General features: G+C 39.7%; 19 protein-coding genes. 12 read left to right on the forward strand and 7 right to left on the reverse strand.

Annotated features, from left to right (window positions below):
• Positions 1–82: 82 nt before the first annotated feature.
• On the reverse strand, positions 83–970 hold the full coding sequence (locus V7K73_RS10610) for an Rpn family recombination-promoting nuclease/putative transposase (protein ID WP_334879675.1): 888 nt from the start codon (positions 968–970) through the stop codon (positions 83–85).
• 426 nt (positions 971–1396) lie between these two features.
• Between V7K73_RS10610 and V7K73_RS10615 the strand changes: the two genes are divergently transcribed.
• The 11 genes from V7K73_RS10615 (at position 1397) to hypB (ending at position 12032) form a co-directional block, all read left to right on the forward strand.
• The gene (locus V7K73_RS10615; RefSeq protein WP_334879746.1) at positions 1397–2371 is read left to right on the forward strand and encodes a hypothetical protein; all 975 of its coding nucleotides are present in this window, start codon (positions 1397–1399) and stop codon (positions 2369–2371) included.
• 71 nt (positions 2372–2442) lie between these two features.
• Complete coding sequence (locus tag V7K73_RS10620) at positions 2443–2709, forward strand: hypothetical protein (RefSeq protein WP_334879677.1); 267 nt, start codon at positions 2443–2445, stop codon at positions 2707–2709.
• 8 nt (positions 2710–2717) lie between these two features.
• On the forward strand, positions 2718–2942 hold the full coding sequence (locus tag V7K73_RS10625; RefSeq protein ID WP_229561040.1) for a hypothetical protein: 225 nt from the start codon (positions 2718–2720) through the stop codon (positions 2940–2942).
• Between the two features lie 49 nt (positions 2943–2991).
• Positions 2992–3837, forward strand: coding sequence for a NifU family protein (locus V7K73_RS10630; protein ID WP_334879681.1), 846 nt, complete (start codon positions 2992–2994; stop codon positions 3835–3837).
• A 587-nt stretch (positions 3838–4424) separates the two neighbouring features.
• Complete coding sequence (locus tag V7K73_RS10635) at positions 4425–5639, forward strand: hypothetical protein (RefSeq protein WP_334879682.1); 1215 nt, start codon at positions 4425–4427, stop codon at positions 5637–5639.
• Between the two features lie 64 nt (positions 5640–5703).
• Complete coding sequence (gene hypF, locus V7K73_RS10640; protein WP_334879684.1) at positions 5704–8052, forward strand: carbamoyltransferase HypF; 2349 nt, start codon at positions 5704–5706, stop codon at positions 8050–8052.
• A gap of 82 nt (positions 8053–8134) precedes the next feature.
• Complete coding sequence (locus V7K73_RS10645) at positions 8135–8395, forward strand: HypC/HybG/HupF family hydrogenase formation chaperone (protein WP_334879686.1); 261 nt, start codon at positions 8135–8137, stop codon at positions 8393–8395.
• Positions 8396–8525: 130 nt separating this feature from the next.
• A complete protein-coding gene (gene hypD / locus V7K73_RS10650; RefSeq protein WP_334879688.1) occupies positions 8526–9704 on the forward strand; it encodes a hydrogenase formation protein HypD in 1179 nt (392 codons plus the stop codon).
• A gap of 54 nt (positions 9705–9758) precedes the next feature.
• Positions 9759–10862, forward strand: coding sequence for a hydrogenase expression/formation protein HypE (hypE, locus tag V7K73_RS10655; protein WP_334879690.1), 1104 nt, complete (start codon positions 9759–9761; stop codon positions 10860–10862).
• Positions 10863–10875: 13 nt separating this feature from the next.
• On the forward strand, positions 10876–11205 hold the full coding sequence (gene hypA, locus V7K73_RS10660; protein ID WP_334879692.1) for a hydrogenase maturation nickel metallochaperone HypA: 330 nt from the start codon (positions 10876–10878) through the stop codon (positions 11203–11205).
• A 2-nt stretch (positions 11206–11207) separates the two neighbouring features.
• The gene (gene hypB / locus V7K73_RS10665) at positions 11208–12032 is read left to right on the forward strand and encodes a hydrogenase nickel incorporation protein HypB (protein WP_334879694.1); all 825 of its coding nucleotides are present in this window, start codon (positions 11208–11210) and stop codon (positions 12030–12032) included.
• A gap of 217 nt (positions 12033–12249) precedes the next feature.
• Here hypB and V7K73_RS10670 read toward each other — a convergent pair whose 3' ends face one another.
• From V7K73_RS10670 to V7K73_RS10695, 6 genes are all read right to left on the reverse strand, one after another.
• Positions 12250–12624: a hypothetical protein gene (locus V7K73_RS10670; protein WP_334879696.1), complete on the reverse strand. Its 375-nt coding sequence runs from the start codon at positions 12622–12624 to the stop codon at positions 12250–12252.
• On the reverse strand, positions 12614–13621 hold the full coding sequence (locus tag V7K73_RS10675) for an LLM class flavin-dependent oxidoreductase (protein WP_334879698.1): 1008 nt from the start codon (positions 13619–13621) through the stop codon (positions 12614–12616). Before V7K73_RS10675 ends, V7K73_RS10670 begins: the two co-directional genes overlap by 11 nt.
• A gap of 136 nt (positions 13622–13757) precedes the next feature.
• Entirely contained in the window at positions 13758–14120 is a 363-nt protein-coding gene (locus V7K73_RS10680) for a hypothetical protein (protein WP_334879700.1), read from the reverse strand.
• An 811-nt stretch (positions 14121–14931) separates the two neighbouring features.
• The gene (locus V7K73_RS10685) at positions 14932–15243 is read right to left on the reverse strand and encodes a hypothetical protein (RefSeq protein WP_334879702.1); all 312 of its coding nucleotides are present in this window, start codon (positions 15241–15243) and stop codon (positions 14932–14934) included.
• Positions 15244–15245: 2 nt separating this feature from the next.
• Entirely contained in the window at positions 15246–15527 is a 282-nt protein-coding gene (locus V7K73_RS10690) for a hypothetical protein (RefSeq protein ID WP_334879704.1), read from the reverse strand.
• 35 nt (positions 15528–15562) lie between these two features.
• Positions 15563–15985 carry a hypothetical protein gene (locus V7K73_RS10695; protein WP_334879706.1) on the reverse strand — a complete coding sequence of 141 codons (423 nt, stop codon included), beginning with the start codon at positions 15983–15985 and terminating at the stop codon, positions 15563–15565.
• A 1016-nt stretch (positions 15986–17001) separates the two neighbouring features.
• On the opposite strand from V7K73_RS10695, the gene cysK reads away from it, so the two are divergent.
• Positions 17002–17961 carry a cysteine synthase A gene (cysK, locus tag V7K73_RS10700; RefSeq protein ID WP_334879708.1) on the forward strand — a complete coding sequence of 320 codons (960 nt, stop codon included), beginning with the start codon at positions 17002–17004 and terminating at the stop codon, positions 17959–17961.
• Positions 17962–18051: the final 90 nt, after the last annotated feature.

An 18051-nucleotide genomic window follows, 5' to 3' on the forward strand; every position in this document is an offset into this window, starting at 1 on the left:
ATTTGAATGCAATAACTGAGTCAAATACAGCAAAATATCGGGGTGCAAAGTCTTGCGCCCCGTCAGATGTATATCAATTGTTTTAAGATTTTGGTTGTGCAGCTTGCCTAACAACTTGTTCGTCTAAACCTAACACTTGAGCTACCTGCTCAATACTCAATCCCAACCCTAATAACTGGGGTATCGTTTCTAATTTAACTTCTTGCCGACCTTCTTGTTTACCTTCTTGTTTACCTTCTTGTTTACCTTCTTGTTTACCTTCTTGCCAACCTTCTTGCCGACCTTCTTGCCAACCTTCTTGCCGACCTTCTTGTTTACCTTCTGCAAAAACATCTTGATAAAATCTAGTTTGCTTTAACTCATTTGCTCCAAACATTTTTTTGATCTCCTCTTGGCTCAATCGCGGCAACTTGTAGATTAATATCGTCTCTATCAATTGTATAATTTCTCTAATGGTAACGGCATCTGGAATTTGCTCTCGGACGCTGTTGACTATTTCTATAGCTTTTGTTGTCGCAGTTGATTCGGGTTCGATGATTAATTTAACTGTCTCTATACCGAGTGATGATGTCTCAATTGAGCTTAATTCATCAAGATAGACGCGATTTACTCGTGGTGAGTTGAGTAATTCTGTATATCTTTCGGTATCTCCAGTATCAACGCTGCGGTTGGGGAAGATGACAACACCACGCCAATTGTTGGTTAATTCGGTTTTGTCAAGATAGTTAAAAATTTCGGTAAACAAACGTGAGTATAATTTTTTGTCTGGTTGAAATTGTACTTCGGCAAAATATATGGGTAGTTCTGGTGCATTTGGGAGAAAGACACCATCGATTCTAAACGCCAGTTGTTTGACTTCGACTGAAGAAAATTGGTAAGCACTAGCTAGCTGGGGCGGTTGGTTAATCAGTTCAAAGAAAGTGCTAGGGATACTCTGAAAGATCCGATAAAATATACTGTCTGTTTTCAAGGGAGCTTGTTTTACAGGTGATGAACATATTTTACACTTCGATTACCCGTGGCGACTATTTGGAATACACTAAATATTATGTATGTCAATAATTCAATAAAAAATATTTGGATTGTCTCAAATTATGATACAAAAGGTATTTTAAAAATATTAGGTGTTTAAAGCTGACATTAATATTAGCAATTTCCCCCTAGAATTTTATAAATAGGGTGTTTTATAGTAAAAAAATTGATTGGGCATTGGGCATGGGATCAACTCTTTCCCTAGTCACTAATCCTAGTCTCAGACAAAAAAGGGGAATTCCGCCTAAAGGACTCGAAGCCTGCGTAAATCAGTATGGCCCGTGATTAGACACATCAAGCGTGTCTTAATCGTTCATGGGTGTTGACAGACTCAATTCCCAATAGGCTAGAGTACGGCAGAGTTATGATCCCCAGCATTACAGATTCAGCAGTGAAGGCTGCTTTAGCAGCTGTTGCATCGGAGTCAGCCACAGCAGAGGAAAAAATCCAAATGCTTCTTGAGATAGCACAGGGTTTTCAAAAAAAGCCCAAAGCTGCCCAAGACTTGCGAAATGCAGTTGGGTTATATTACCGGGCTGATGAAATGTGTGGTGAGGAGTACCCCCTACTGAAAGCCAGGGCCAAAGTAGGTATGGCGGGGACGTTACAGGCAATACCGGATGGTGATTACCAACTATTGCTGCAAGCGAAAGTCGGTTATGAAGAGGCGTTACCGATTTTACAACAATTAGCGTCACCAGAGGAAGTAGCAGAGACACAGATGAATTTTGGGCTAGTGTTGCAGTCGCTTGTACCGTTCAATTTGGCGCGGATAACCGACAGCATCCAGGCTTATCATGAGGCTTTGCGGGTGTTTACTTGGGAAGATTATCCCCAGGAATACGCGATTTTATATAACAATATTGCGATCGCTTACCTTTCTATGCCCCTAGCATCAGAACGGGAATACTTGCGTCAAGGTTTGGCTGTGCAATCATTTGAGGTAGCACTAAAGCATATTAATTTGATTGATCATCCCAGAGAATATGCGATGTTGCAAAACAATTTGGGTAACGCTTTGCAATATTTAGTGAGTTCCCATCCTGTAGAGAATAACTTAAGAGCGATCGCAGCTTATGACGAAGCGTTAAAAGTGCGTAACGTCAAAGATACACCCCTAGAGTACGCTAACACAATTTCTAACAAAGCCAACGCCCTATTCAACTTACCAGATGACCAGGAAAAACCAGAAGCTGGTAATCCCAACAATCTATTGCAAGCACGGATCTACTATCAAGACGCTTTAGAAATATTTACCAAATACCAACAAATTGCCCAAGCAGAGGTAGTCGCCCAAGCCCTACAAGATGTAGAAGCAGAAATAAAGAATAGGGAATAGGGAATAGGTTAGTTATTCTTTCTCCCTCATCTCCCCACTCCCCTAATTCCTAACAATCAGGAGAAAACAGCATGAAAGATATTTTTACCTATTCAAGTGTGATAGATTTTATCACAAGTTTAGCAGATGGCGACTTGAACATAGCAACAGAATTTGTGTGGTTAATCATAGCAGCAGTCTTGTCTATGGTTGGCGGTGCAATTGGCGGAATGCTGTTAGCTGGTAAAGATATAGGTTATCAGTTTTCAGCAATGCTTGGTGCATTATTTGCTCCTGCGGGTGTAATTCCCGCCATCCTCTTAGGGCTTGCTGCTTTAAATTTATTGGCAAATTATTAGGAGACAACATGTTAGAGATAGGATGGTTTTCAGCCAAGTTATTTTTTAAAGGAAAGCTACTACGCGATCCAGTATATTTTGTCAAGCAAACTACTATTGGTATTGCTATAGGTTTCTTACTGCTAGTATTACTAGCACAAGCCCCAATTCCCTTCTACTTACCAATAATATTATCTAGCTTAGTGACAGGCATGATTATGCCATTTCTCCTCAAAGATTTCAAAATGAAGTGAATTCTCATTGATGAATAACCAATGACAAATGACCAATGACAAATGACAAATGACAAACCTTGAAGAATTAGTTCAGGAAATTAACCGCTTTGAGGCGATTATATCCGAGTGGGATGAAAGCCAAAGGTGTGTAGCAGTAGGTCTTAAAAGAGCAATTGAGGCTTTGCATAAAGCTGCATTAACTAATTTGATTAAAAGCCTCAAACAAGAATCAATGTCAGCTTTGCGTCATGCTGTTGCTGATGAAGTAGTGTATGCAGTGCTGCTTTATCACGAACTAGTTAAACCACCAAAACCACCATTAGCACAGCGTATTGAGACAGCACTTGAAGAAGTTCGCCCAGGTTTAAAAAGCCATAATGGGGATGTAGAACTAGTAGCAATTAAGCCACCAGATACAGTAGAAGTCAGATTAATCGGAACTTGCAGCAGTTGTCCAGCTTCTACTTTGACTTTATCTCAAGGAGTAGAACAGGCAATCAAAAACCATTGTCCAGAAATTACCAAAATAGTTGCAGTCACCAACAACCTTACTGTTAACAACGCAAATTCTGGTTTAATCAGCCCATTCTCTTCAAAAATAACTTCTACTTGGATCAAAGTAGCGACTATTGATCAAATTTCTGAATTTAATGTATTGGCAGTACAACTTGCTGGTACTTCACTAATTTTACATCGTCAAGGTGTTACGGTAACATGTTACCGCAATGCTTGCAGTCATCTAGGCTCTCCCTTAGAAAAAGGTAAAGTTGAAAATGGTATTATTACCTGCCCTTCCCACGGATTTCAGTACAGTTTAGAGACAGGTAGATGTTTAACAGCACCTGATATTTCGCTTCAGTCGTATTTAGTCAAGATTAAAGACGAGAAGGTTTTTGTGAAACTGCAAAAATGATCATGGGAAAATAACATACATCTCAGCAAATATACTCGGCGATTAGGAAATCAGGGCTATTTTGCTTTTTGATTTAAGTAGTTCGCGCATTGATTTTAGTGTTTTGTCCAAGCAAAAAGGCAGATTGCTTTATCAATATACCTAAATTACTTCTCATTTGTGTAATTTAGTTGTTCATTTTAGTGTTTTGAGAAAGCAAAATAACTGATTGCTTTCTCAAAATGGGATATTGCTTTCTCATTTTGGTGTTTTCCGCAAGCAAAATAACTGATTGCTTTCTCAAAATGCTTAATTGCTTTCTCATTTCAGTATATCGCGTATTCATCTTGGTGTTTTCCGCAAGTAAAAAGGCATATTGGTTTCTCAAAATGCTTAATTGCTTTCTCATTTCAGTATATCGCGCACTCATTACAAATATTGTTATGTAGTAAAACTAACTAAATGTTATACAGGACTTTTTAAGATTGATTAATAGTGAAGTTTTTTAAAGGTTTTATGGAAAAAAACATAATATCAAATTGTGACTGTTGTTACATGCTAATTAACATTAATGATTTTAAATAATTATTAGCGTCTATCTGCGGTTCATGGATATCCCAATCAAAATTAATCCAAAATCACAATTACCGCTAGAAGCAACAGAAATTTCTCAGCATTTACCTCTATCACCTCAAGGTGTAGAGGTAATTTTAGGTACTATTATTGAACCACAACAATTAGTGATACCTGTAGCACCGAGTCCCACAACAATGTTCGGGCCTCGTGCTGCTTGTCTATTATTAGAAACAGGCCCATTATGGGTATCAGATACAGGACATCATCGATTATTGGGATGGCAGAATTTACCCACCAGAGATAGTCAACCTGCTGATTGGGTAATTGGACAACCTGACTTTTATCATGAAGGACAAAATGCTAAAAGTACACCAGGAAGGGCAACTTTAAGTGTACCAACAGGGATTTGTGGTTGCGGCGAAGGATTAGCTGTAGCAGATGCTTGGAATCATCGGGTTTTGATTTGGAAAAAATTACCAGAAGATAACAATGTTCCAGCAGATTTGGTGTTAGGGCAAATTAATTTTACCGATAATGAACCAAATCGAGGAAATCAAGCAGCATCTGCTAGTACAATGCACTGGCCTTATGGTGTTTTTTATCATCAAGGACGGCTATTTATTTCTGACACTGGTAATCGAAGAGTATTAATTTGGCATCAATTACCAACAGAAAATGGTCAATCGGCTGATGTAGTTTTGGGACAACCGGATATGATATCTCGCAATGAAAACGGCGGTAGTTCTGCAACCGCAGCGAGTATGCGTTGGTGTCACGATATCACCTTTTGGGGAGACAATTTGGTTGTCAGCGATGCAGGTAATCATCGGCTAATGATTTGGCAGGGAATACCCACAGAAAATAATACTCCTTGTGCAGTCGTTTTAGGACAAAAAAGCTTTGATTTTGTGGAAATGAATCAAGGAGTTTATTATCCTAGTGCCAGTAGTTTGAGTATGCCTTATGGTGTGGGGGTGGCTGGGGATTGGTTAGTAGTTGCAGATACTGCTAATTCCCGTTTGTTAGGATGGAGAAAGCCAGAATCAATTTTATCACTGCAAGGTGCGGCGGCAGATGGGTTAGCAGGACAAATAAATTTTCAAAGTAAAGGTGAAAATCGTAATTTCGGACTGCCAAAACGAGATAGCTTAAATTGGTGTTACGGCATAAAAATTTGTGGCAAAACAGCAGTCATTGCTGATTCTGGAAATAACCGAATATTGTTATGGCAGTTTAGTAATTCGTAATTCGTAATAGAGCCTCCGGCACGCTACGCGAACGTAATTCGTAATTTTTGAAAGTCAGATTTATATGGCGACTGAAGAAATTAGAGTTAGTGGTACTGTTCAGGGAGTAGGATTTCGCCCTACTGTATATCGTCTTGCTAAAGCCTGCGGTTTGCATGGAGATGTTTGTAATGATGGTGAAGGTGTATTAATTCGGGTATCTGGTAGTGAGGAAGCAATAACCAAATTTGTTGCCAGATTGCAAACAGAATGTCCACTGTTGGCAAAAATTAATCAATTAATTAGAACTCCTTATAAAGGTGAATTTAAATTTGATAATTTTGTGATTTCTACTAGTGTTAGTAATGCCATTAAAACAGAAATTGCCCCTGATGCAGCCATTTGTTTGCAATGTCAACAAGAAATATTCGACCCTTTTAGCCGCTTTTATCGTTACCCCTTTACTAACTGTACTAATTGCGGCCCCCGCCTGAGTATTATTCGTGCGATTCCTTACGACAGATGCAATACCAGTATGTCTGCGTTTGTTATGTGTCCAGAATGTGCAAAGGAATACCACGATGTCGAAAACCGCCGTTTTCACGCCCAACCTATAGCTTGTCATGCTTGCGGCCCTTCAGCTTGGTTAGAACGCGCTGATGGGAAATCGGTTACTGCTTCCATGTTCTCGATGTTGGATGATGTCGATGCTGTTTGTACCTTGTTGCAAAAGGGTGAGATTGTCGCAATTAAGGGCTTAGGTGGGATTCATATCGCTTGCGACGCAACACAGGAAACCGTTGTACAAAAACTGCGTCAGCGCAAAAAGCGTTATCATAAACCCTTTGCTTTAATGGCGCGAGATATTGAGGTAATTGAAGAATATTGCAGTGTCAACGCCAAAGAAAAAGAATTATTGACAAGTTCTGCTGCACCAATTGTTTTGCTACCAGCGACAGGTAAAAAAGTAGTAGCAGCATCGATAGCATCGGGGCAAAATACCCTTGGTTTCATGCTACCTTATACACCCTTACATCATTTAATTTTGCGGCGGATGAATCGCCCAATTGTTTTAACAAGTGGTAATCTTGCCGATGAACCACAATGTATTGATAATGACGAAGCAAGAGAAAAATTAGGGACAATCGCTGATTATTTTCTCTTTCACAATCGAGAGATTATTAATCGGGTAGATGATTCTGTTGTGCGTGTTATCGGCGATAAAGTCCAAATAATTCGCCGTGCTAGAGGATATGCACCAGCAGCAATTAGTTTACCATCAGGATTTGAAAATGTACCGCAAATTTTAGCGATGGGTAGTGAGTTAAAAAATACCTTTTGCTTATTGCGTGAAGGAGAAGCCATTATCTCTCAACATCTGGGAGATTTAGAAAATGCTGCGGCTTTCAATGCTTACGAAGAAACTTTGAATTTATACTTAAATTTATTTGAGCATAAACCAGAAGTAATCGCTATTGATAAACATCCTGAGTATCTATCAAGCAAACTTGGTAAACAACTTGCAGATACCAATCAAATCAAAATTCATCAAATCCAACATCATCACGCCCATATCGCCGCTTGCATGGTAGAAAATGGGATTCCTTTAGATTCGCCTCCGGTATTAGGTATTGCTTTAGATGGTTTAGGTTACGGTGATGATGGTACACTCTGGGGCGGAGAATTTCTTTTAGCAGATTATCGGAAATTTCAGCGATTAGCAACATTTAAACCAGTAGCAATGATTGGTGGAGAACAAGCAATTTATCAGCCTTGGCGTAATAGCTACGCCCAATTAATAGCTGCTAACCTTTGGAATGATTGCCAACAACAGTATGCTGATTTAGAAATTGTAAAATTTTTAGATGACAAGCCACTTAAACTACTCAATCAACTTATAGAAAAAAGAATTAACTCTCCTCCAGCATCTTCCGTGGGGCGGTTGTTCGATGCGGTGGCTGCGGCTATCGGTATTTATAGAGATGAATGTAGCTATGAAGGGCAAGCTGCGATCGCAATGGAAGCTATAGTAGATATTAGCAGCTTAAATAATCATGAAGAAACGCTAATCTATCCTTTTAACTTTAGCTTTTCAGATAGGATTTATTATATAGATACGCGTCCAATGTGGCAAGCCTTGCTCGATGACTTACAGCGGCAGATTCCTCAACCAGTTATGGCTGCCAAATTTCACCAAGGTTTAGCGAATGCAATTGTGCAAATGGTTAAACATCTTTCTCAAAAAAATCTGATTTCTCAGGTAGCCCTAACAGGAGGGGTATTTCAAAATCGTATATTGTTAGAGCAAGTTACCAAACGATTAGAAACATTAGGGATAAAAGTACTTACTCACAGCTTAGTTCCAGCTAATGACGGCGGGTTATCTTTAGGACAAGCAGTTATTGCAGCCGCACAATTAATACATGAGTCTTGATATTTGACAGACTTTTCCTCACAAACAATTCTCTCTGCGCTCTCTGCGCCTCTGCGGTTCGTTTATCTTAACAAATAAAAAAATGTGCTTAGGAATTCCCGGACAAATTGTAGAAATTAGCAACGTTAACCATAAATTAGCCATAGTTAACATTGGTGGTGTTAAGCGCGAAGTAAATATTGCTTGTATCGTAGATGAACAACATCCTCCCGAAGCTTGTATTGGTGATTGGGTGCTAGTACATGTTGGCTTTGCCATGAATCGAATTAACGAACAAGAAGCGGCAGAAACATTACAACTATTTCAAGAACTAGCAGCAGCACAAGCAGGGATTAGTACTTAAATAATATTTTTTGTCTTACGCAGAGGCGAAAAAAAAGATTCTAATTTCTTTCTTTCTTTGCGGTTCATAAAAAAACACCCCATAAAGAAAGCCAAATTAACTGATATCCAAAAACTATTTCTCAATCCCTATGAAATACGTTGACGAATTCCGCGAACCTGAAAAAGCTGAAGCTATACGCTGCGAAATCGCCAAATTATGCAATCGGTTAGAAAAACCCATCAAAATCATGGAAGTATGCGGCGGGCATACCCATTCTATATTTAAATACGGAATCGAAGAAATTTTACCCCAAACCATTGAACTAATTCATGGGCCTGGTTGTCCAGTATGCGTTATGCCAAAAGGGAGATTAGATGATGCGATCGCAATCTCCCAAAATCATAACGTTATTTTTGCCACCTTTGGCGACGCAATGCGAGTTCCCGGTTCCAAAACCACCTTACTGCAAGCCAGGGCAGAAGGTGCAGACATCCGTATGGTATATTCTCCCCTAGATAGCTTGCAAATTGCCAGAGATAACCCCCACAAAGAAATTGTCTTCTTCGCCTTAGGCTTTGAAACCACAGCCCCCAGCACCGCCTTCACGATTCTGCAAGCAGCAGCCGAAAAAATTCCTAACTTTAGTATGTTTTGTAATCACGTTCTTGTGATTCCCGCCCTGAAAGCCCTATTAGATAATCCCGACTTACAACTAGATGGATTTGTTGGCCCTGGTCATGTCAGCATGGTAATTGGCACAGACCCATATCAATTTATTTCCCAACAATATAATAAGCCGATAGTCGTCTCAGGATTTGAACCCTTAGATATTCTCCAATCAATTTGGATGCTATTGCAACAGCTACTAGAAAATCGTTGTGAAGTCGAAAACCAATATAATCGAATTGTCCAAAAAAGCGGAAACACAGTAGCCCTGCAAGCCATAAATAAAGTTTTCGCCATCCGAGATAGTTTTGATTGGCGCGGTTTAGGTGATATCCCCTATTCAGGATTACAAATTCAACCTGAATATGCCCAATTTGATGCCGAACTTAAATTTACCATTCCTAACCTCAAAATAGCCGACCATAAAGCTTGTAAATGTGGAGAAATTCTCAAAGGAGTCTTAAAGCCTTGGGAGTGTAAAGTATTCGGTACAGCCTGCACACCAGAAACACCAATCGGTACTTGCATGGTATCTTCCGAAGGCGCTTGTGCAGCCTATTACAAATATGGACGACTCTCCACCATTGCCAAAAGAACAATCACCCAAAAACCAAAAATAACTCAAGAACCTCTCCCCGCCTGCGGCTTCTCCTCAGACTAAATACTCCGCGAACCTCTGCGCTTCCCTCTGCGTTCCTTTGCGTTTAAAAAAAGTATGAATATTTCCCCCCAAAACTCCATAAAAAACCCCCTATTTAAAACAATCGAACAAACCCGCCGTCGCCAAAATAAAGTGCAAGACACTCATATAACTCTCGCACATGGTAGCGGTGGTAAAGCCATGCGTGATTTAATAAACGATATCTTTCTCAGCAATTTTGATAACCCCATTCTCTCACAACTAGAAGACCAAGCCAGCTTCAACCTAACCCCTCTCCTCCAACAAGGAGACAGACTCGCATTTACAACAGATTCTTATGTTGTAGACCCTTTATTTTTCCCCGGTAGTGATATAGGAGAATTAGCTATAAACGGCACAGTTAATGATTTAGCTGTTAGCGGTGCTAAACCTTTATATCTAACTTGTAGCGTAATTTTAGAAGAAGGATTACCAGTAGAAACCTTGCGCCGTGTTGCAGCCAGTATGAAAGCAGCCGCAAAAAAAGCTAGTGTTCAAATAGTCACTGGTGACACAAAAGTTGTACATCGTGGTGCTGCCGATAAACTCTTTATTAATACTGCCGGTATTGGTATCATCCCGCGAGGAATTAGTATTTCCGCCCACAATATTAAACCTGGAGATGCAATAATAATTAATGGTGAAATAGGCAATCATGGGACAGCAATTTTAATTGCTCGTGGGGAATTAGCCTTAGATACTAATATTGAAAGTGACTGTCAGCCGTTGCATAGTTTAGTAGAAACTATTCTCCATGTATGTCCTCAAGTTCATGCTATGCGAGATGCTACACGCGGTGGTTTAGCCACAGTACTAAATGAATTTGCCCTTACTTCCAATGTAGGAATCCGTCTCTTTGAAAAATCTATCCCAGTGCGCGAAGAAGTCAACGGAGTTTGCGAAATACTCGGTTTAGACCCATTATATTTAGCTAATGAAGGTAAGTTAGTTGTGGTGGCTCCAAAAGAGAATGCTAACAATATTTTATCAGCTATGAAATTACACCCAGCAGGTAAAGATGCTTGTATTATTGGCGAAGTTATACCTTCACCCCCAGGTATCGTATTGTTAAAAACAGTTTTTGGCGCTGAAAGGATTGTTGATATGTTAGTAGGCGACCAATTGCCACGAATTTGTTAATAGATTTTATAGTATGCACGAACTTGGAATTACCCAAAATATTGTGGCAATTGTGACTGAACACGCCAAAGGCGCAAAAGTGCAGCGAGTTTTATTAGAAATTGGCAAACTTTCTGCCATTATGCCCGACGCAATCCAATTTTGTTTTGATATTTGTACTCAAGGTACAGTTTTAGAAGGGGCGACATTAGAAATTTTAGAAATTCCTGGCTTAGGGCGATGTCGCCAATGCGGTGCAGAAATTTCTTTAGATAAACCATTTGGTATCTGTAACTGTGGAAGCGGGCGATTAGATTTAATTACTGGTGAAGAACTGAAAATTAAAGAAATAGAAATAGAGTAATTATGTGTGTAACCTGCGGTTGTTCTGATGATGGTGAAACCAAAATTATCAATCTAGAAACAGGTCAAACTGAACATAATACCCATCATCATACTCACACTTTACCAGATGGGAGTATCATCACTCATTCCCACAGTCATGATACTCATATAGAAGCGTCTCAAGTTCATGCCAAAATACATAATACAACAATATCCTTAGAACAAAATATATTAGCAAAGAATAACTTAATAGCTGCTCAAAATCGGGGATGGTTTAAAGGTCGAAATATTCTCGCCTTAAATTTAATGAGTTCTCCCGGTGCCGGTAAAACAACTCTCTTAACGCGAACCATCAATGATTTAAAACATCAATTATCTATTAGTGTCATTGAAGGCGACCAAGAAACTGCTAATGATGCCAAAAAAATTAAAGAAACAGGTTCTAAAGTCATCCAAATCAACACCGGAACAGGCTGTCATTTAGATGCCTCAATGATAGACAGGGGTTTACAACAACTGAATCCGCCATTAGACTCACTTGTAATGATTGAAAATGTCGGAAATTTGGTTTGTCCAGCCTTATTTGATTTAGGAGAAAACGCAAAAGTAGTAATTCTCTCCGTCACAGAGGGAGAAGATAAGCCGCTAAAATATCCGCATATATTCCGTGCTAGTGATGTTATGATTCTCACGAAAATCGATTTGCTACCTTATGTAGATTTTGATGTGCAAAAGTGCATAGAATATGCTAAACAAGTAAATCCCCAAATTCAGATTTTTCAGGTTTCTGCAACTACTGGTGCTGGCTTAGAAAATTGGTATGCGTGGCTAACTATATTGTTATAATAAAAACTCAGCGCCCCTCTGCGCTTTCCCTTGCGTACCTCTGCGTTTAAAATAAAACCTATCAAATTAAGTCACTGACTTACGAAATCCCTCTCTGGGTTAATAAAAACTGGAAGTAGGTTTATTGAAGAAGAAATAAAAATTGCAACACCCTGCACTTTAGGAGTACAGGGTGTAAAACAGCTATATTTCGTGTGATTCCCAGTTTCTATTTACCTCAAAGCCAATCTCGATAAGCTGATATTTCATTTACGCTGATTTCAAATGGCATCCCCTTGCCAAATGGCGGATAAACGCGGATTTTGCCATTGCTAGCAAACCGCTCTAACCTATTACCCAACTGGGCAATATTGCTGACTATATGCCAGTAAGCTACTAAGTCAGGGCAGTCAATAATTAATGTTAAGATAGTAGCGTTTGTTGTGACATACCACTGACAATTAGATAATAAGACTCGCGTAATGCGATCGCACGCTAGATAAAAGCATCTAGCTGTAGACTGTTCTAGCTCCATTTGCAGCATTCCATCCTGTTTCGTTACCTCAGTGGGAGGTAAATCATCGGGAGGAAGCAGGTATAGTTTAGAAGACATAATTTCGCACCTCTTGGTTGTAGCGCGTCAAACTCTCCAAGTTTTTTTGCATATCCGAAGACGAGGGTTTGAGTGCTAACGTACCTAAATTTAATTCGTCCTGAAATTTCTTGATTTTGTCTCGACAAGTCTCCACATCACCGATAATTGAGTTCTCAATCAAATAATCTTCATCGAAACAAATGTTTGTGCGATCGAATGGTTTTTGGTTGGTATTCGCACTATTCTGCAATAATTGGGCGGAATTAGCTTTCATTTTCTGGCTAAATTGGCGAACGAAAGGTAACGCTTCACTCACAGCCTCATCAAATGTTTTGCCAACATAAAAAAAGCGTGCCAACACGAAGTTTTCCGCACCACTAGAATTTAAGGCTCGATATTTAGTAACAGTATCCTTCAATCTCTCTAGGGAGAATGGCGGCCCACCCATCAAGCTAAAGGAATGTTTAGCAGCAAACTCGATACCATCATCACCGCCAGTGGCAACATACACTGGTATTTGACTCTGCAATGGTTTTGGGTAAATTGTCAAGCGATCGCATTGAAAATATTGCCCATTAAATGATACATCAGTTTCATATAACAGCTTGTGAATCAGTGCGATCGCCTCTAGCATCTTGGGACGGGATTCACTTGGGAGTGTCGCAAAATGCTTGTTTTGTTGAGGGAATGGACCGCCTTTGGCAATCCCAAATAATAATCGTCCATTGCACAGGTTATCCAGAGTGGCGATATCTTCCGCTACCCGAATCGGGTTATGGAATGGCAATAACACCGCCGCAGTGCCTAATTGGATAGTTGAAGTCAGCCCTGCCAAGTGTGCCATTAACAGCAACATGGAGGGGCTGAGATTGGATTCACTAAAATGATGCTCACTCACCCAGGCTGACTCAAAACCTAAACTCTCTGCCTGTTTTACTAGCGTGACTTGCTCAAAGATGGCACGATGAGCATCTTGGTGATGATTATCGTAATTGCAGAAAATTCCAGTTTTCATTACTTGCGTTAATACTTTGTGCTGGCTATTTTAGTACTCGATAGGTTCGTAGTAAGCACTAAGCGTGCTTAAATATTTGAGGACTAAAGTCCGCACTACAAACACCTTCACTCCTCTCAATTAATGCGATCAAACACTAATTTGCAACCCACTGTAACTCCAACCATAGACGTGGGTTATTGTGTTTGACCTTCGACATCGGATCGCGCAACAATCGCTTGGCATTCATGCAGACTACCTGTATTAGACCCATGTTGTCTGCTACTTCTCTGAGTATTTCTTTGTGGGCTTGCACACAGGAAATCATTTCGTCAGAGCAATAAATTCCTATATATTGCAAGCGTCTAGCAGGCCGTCCCCAAAAACAGGTGATCACTTTCACATAACACCCGTCTACTAATTCTCCAACTTTTGGGTAGTAGTCGTTGAGGACTCTTGTGAATTCTTTAGCTAAGATATCTTCAGCAATCATTGTAACTGATGTTTCTGTAGCGTCCATCACGCTATTTAATATAACATAATTTTATCAATAAAATATGACAAAATAGCCTAACAGGCTTGAATAAAATATTAAATATTACAAAAAAAAGAGGCATACATTGTTTAGTATTACCTCAGATTTGCCTAAAGCATTTTTATATTTAAATATCAAACCGCAACGCCAGAGTCATTAGTCATTAGTCATTAGTCTAAGAGAAACCAAGCCCAGCCAAGGGCTTGCTCAGGGCATTACAAGGGATGTGGTTTTAATTAGCCTGATATCATTAGTTTTTTCGCCCATAAGAGCCGATGTATGTACCAAAAGCTCTTTATCAAAGTATTGATTTTAACAAACTTTGGGGGTTTAAGTCCTAGCCTTTGAAGGGCAGCGCGAATTGAACGCCTCAATCTAAATCGCACGTTGTAATGCGAGTCGGAAACCGTCCCCACAACAGCACTCTTCTCTACGAGACGCTCCGCGAACGTCACAAAACGTAATTACGAATTACGAATTACGAATTACGAATTATTTAATACCCCTAGCATTGACGAATAGAATAAGACTGTTGGCAAATTAATAGAGAATCTAACTCATCAGTCCAAATCAATTTTAATTTGTTTAAGTTTAGTGCGTTTCAACGCACTTTAGCTATTAGCCCGCAATTTATTGCAGGGCGACAAAGCAACACCAAACAAAGATTTTATCGGCAGGGATATTTGCAAAGGTAAGATGCACCCAAATACTCTAATATCAAAAATTATGAATTCAAATAAAATGTATTTCCCTAGCACATCTTAATATTGAATTCTAAATTTTATTTTCTTAATTATTATCGAGCATTCCGTTCGCAAACTAAGACTTCTGCTACAATATCTGGCACATTTCCAAAGTCCGTAAATCTTTCATAACCACGGATTGGCGATATAAATGTGTAGTTTGGATCGCACACTCCATTGTCATATACTTGAATAAACCATCTATCAGGAAATCCTTCTACACCTAATTCTACAGTGTACCAACTCTCGCCAATCAGACGAGAGTTAAAGATTGTAAACCACTCCCGATTCTCTTCTGAAATATTCCAATCTGCCATCAGCAGTTCTAAAGCTATTTGCCCTGCATCCGTTGAAGTCAACAGCATTTTTACTCCTTATTTGCGGCTTCAGGGTTGGCAACTTCAGGATTGGAAACTTCCGGGTATAAACCCAATTCTTTAGCAAGCTCACGCGCTACAAAAAATAAGAACTTAGCACCATCTTGATTACCTTCATGGGCAAACATAGTTGCTACTTGTAACATTGTTTCTACAAACCCAGAATCAATCAATTCTGGTTTACTTTCCAAAACTTGTGGTTCTTGACCATTAGGACATTTCAGTAGTTCATCAATTAAGTTAAAATACAGTTGTTGGCGTTGTTCTGACATAGTAAGCTTCTTGATTTTAGTGAGTTGTGAATTAGTTACTGTTCGATACTGTGCTGCCACAGCCTTTCCAACATTTCAACTTGTTCTTTTAAAACAGCTGCACGATGAACAAGATATCTGTCGTAAAAAAGAATCCCTAACCCAACACAAATAGGGGTTAGCAAGAAGAACCATTGTAAGATTGTGGCAAATTTATATTGTTCAGCAACAGTCAGCATTTGATGAATCACATTACGAGCAGAGGATTGGATGCTAGTCTGAGGGGAATGTGTACCCTCTGTCCGGGGAGCCAAGATAGGAGCATCTCTACTAGTCTTGTTGAGTTCGCAGGCTAAATTCTGGGATTTTACTAACTCCAAATGTCGCTCCCAAACTATGCCAAATACTACTACTCCTGGAGAAAGCACTACTAAGGTAACTACGCAAACTGTGAGAAGATTTAAAAGTTTGGCTTTCATCTTGGCTCTCCCTTGCTAGGTAGTATGCACTCAGCAAGAAAATATCTTTTACTGTTTATTTTAAGTAGCTATATATTTCTACTTTTTAAACAGTTTTGATATTAAAATACGTGTAATCGGTAATTTGTTCAATCATTAGTTGCCAGCTATTTTTAGAATTACCACTGACTAATTAATACTGAAAATTTACCAAATTTTTCACAAAACGTAGGATTAATCAGCCAGAAATAACCCACTCAGATTCAAAGAATGTGATTTCATCTTCCACTCAAAAGAGAGATTAAGAAGTCCCCCCTAGTTCACGAAGCTTTCGCTCAGGAATGTTGGGGGGTAGAGGGGAATCTCTGCGTAAATCCTATACGATTTATATCAGTCGCTCTCCACAAAACAGTTTACCCTAGTCCCGTTAAGATTATTAAATTCATTAGAATAGTACTCAAAGCTTGTAATTCATACCTGATAAGCTTTACAAAAATTTATTGGGGTATGGGTGCTAGTGTTTTTGGGACGGGGTTCTAGTGTTTACGAGGTGGGGGTCTGGTATTTCTGTACTCAAGCTAAAAGCACTGTAGGCAATGATTAAGGACTGTTTTTGATGCAAATTTGGGTAGACAAAAACTGCACTCAAAAGAGAATATCAATGTCTTTTGATAAAGATAGACTAATAAATGAAGAAAAACAATTAAATCTTTGGAAAGTAAATTATATTTCTATAACAAATAGAAGATATTGAAAAAAATGCTAATAATTATGCATATATACAGAATTCTGCCCAAGAAGCAATAGTCAGCAATTCCAAATGGTAAAATACAAGTGTGGCAAGCTAGGTCTCTGCTGAAGTAGAGAATCAATGGGAACATCTGATAAAGGTTCTTCCTAAACTTTCATATTTTGTGGTTGAGTTAGAATACATAGTATATGCACTCATTAACACTCAACTGCAAATTAAATATACAAAAGCTTATTGTTATAAGTAAATACTCTGTACTAAAATTTAGGGTTTTAGGAGTTAAATAATGCGGATTGCTCAAGACATAACAGAACTGATTGGACGAACTCCTTTAGTTCAACTGAACAAGATTCCTCAAGCTGAGGGAGTAGTAGCAAGGATAGTTGTCAAATTAGAAGGGATGAACCCAGCAGCTTCGGTGAAAGACCGCATTGGGTTAAGTATGGTACTCTCGGCAGAAGCGGCTGGCTCAATTTCCCCTGGAAAGACGATTTTAGTTGAGCCTACCTCTGGTAATACAGGAATTGCTCTAGCAATGGTAGCAGCTGCGCGTGGCTACCGTTTGATTTTGACAATGCCAGAGACGATGAGCCAAGAACGACGGGCTATGCTCAGGGCTTATGGTGCTTCTTTGGTATTGACACCAGGCGCTGAGGGAATGCGGGGAGCTATTCGCAAAGCCGAAGAAATTGTGGCTAATACAAACGATGCTTTTATGCTGCAACAGTTCCGCAACCCTGCCAATCCCAAAGTTCACCAAGAAACTACCGCCGAAGAAATTTGGGCAGATACAGACGGGGAAGTGGATATCCTCATTGCTGGGGTAGGTACTGGTGGGACGATTACTGGGGTTGCAGAAGTACTCAAACAGCGCAAGCCGACTTTTAAAGCGATCGCAGTTGAACCCAGCAACAGCCCAGTTCTCTCTGGTGGTGAAGCCGGTCCACACAAAATTCAAGGTATTGGTGCGGGATTTATCCCCGATGTTCTCCGCCTAGAATTGGTTGATGAAGTAATTAGAGTCAGCGATGAACAAGCGATCGCTTTAGGGCGACGTTTGGCAAAAGAAGAAGGCTTATTATCTGGGATATCCTCTGGTGCAGCTTTGTGTGCTGCAATCCAAGTAGGTAAACGTCCAGAAAACGCCGGACGTTTAATTGTGATGATTCAGCCTTCCTTTGGTGAACGATACCTCAGCACACCCATGTTTCAAGATTTATCCTTAGAAACTGCTAGCGTCCGTTAAAGAGACAAGAGGGACAACGCAGTAATGAGCCTCCTGTCCCTCTCATTTAGCTCTAGCGTTTCATTCGGTGCTTGTCCTTGTTAGCTTTGC

The sequence above is a fragment of the Nostoc sp. genome (assembly GCF_036916975.1).
Taxonomy (GTDB): Bacteria; Cyanobacteriota; Cyanobacteriia; order Cyanobacteriales; family Nostocaceae; genus Nostoc.